A 996-nucleotide genomic window follows, 5' to 3' on the forward strand; every position below is an offset into this window, starting at 1 on the left:
CCCGTCCGCTTCGCCGACGGAGTCCGTGCCGCCCGTGCTGCCGGGGCGACGGTGTTCCTGGAGGTCGGCCCGGACGGCACCCTCACCGGCATGGCCCAGCAGACCCTCGACAGCGGCGAGGCCTTCGTGCCCACCGCCCGCAAGGACCGCGACGGCGACCTGACGTTCGTGGAGGCCCTGGCGACGCTCCACACCACCGGCGTGGCCCTGGACTGGGAGGCGTATTTCCCCCCCGCCAAGCGCGTGCGGGTGGACCTGCCGACCTACGCCTTCCAGCACCAGCGGTACTGGCTTCCCTCCGGCCGTCCGGCGGGCGATGTCGCCACGGCCGGCCTCGGCGCGGTGGACCACCCGCTGCTGGCGGCGGTCACGGAGGTCGCGGGCGGCGAGTCGGTGGTCTTCAGCGGCCGTCTTTCTCTCTCTGCTCAGCCGTGGCTGGCCGACCACGCTGTCAACGGCACCGTCATCCTCCCCGGCGCGGCGCTGGCCGAACTCGCCGTCCGTGCCGGTGACGAGGTCGGACTGCCCGTCCTGGAGGAACTCACTCTCCAGGCACCCCTGGTCCTGCCGGAGAACGGCAGTGTTCAGATCCAGGTGGTCGTGGAACCGGAGCGGCGCCGGGTGAGCGTTCACGCCAAGACCGAGGATGTCTCCGGCTGGATCCAGCATGCCCAGGGTGTCCTGGCCGGGGTGTCGGGTGGTGTGTCCGGTGTCGATCTGGCCGTGTGGCCGCCGGCCGGTGCCGAGCCGGTCGATGTGGGCACCCTCTACGACGACCTCGCCGGTCTCGGTCTTGAGTACGGTCCCACTTTCCAGGGACTGACCGCGGCCTGGCGGACGGACGGGGAGGTGTTCGCCGAGGTGTCCCTGCCCGAGGACACCCATGCCGACGCGCGGCGCTTCGGCCTGCACCCGGCCCTGCTCGACGCCGCCCTGCACGCCATCGCGCTGGGCGGGTTCCTCCCTCCCGACCGGCCCCACCTGCCCTTCGCGTTC

General features: G+C 72.5%; 1 protein-coding gene. It reads left to right on the forward strand.

Annotated features, from left to right (window positions below; translation table 11 throughout):
- On the forward strand, positions 1–996 hold a 996-nt coding region (locus tag ACLQ2N_RS35925; protein WP_425819991.1), incomplete at both ends, for a polyketide synthase dehydratase domain-containing protein.

The organism is Streptomyces sp. DT224, assembly GCF_049844595.1.
GTDB lineage: Bacteria > Actinomycetota > Actinomycetes > Streptomycetales > Streptomycetaceae > Streptomyces.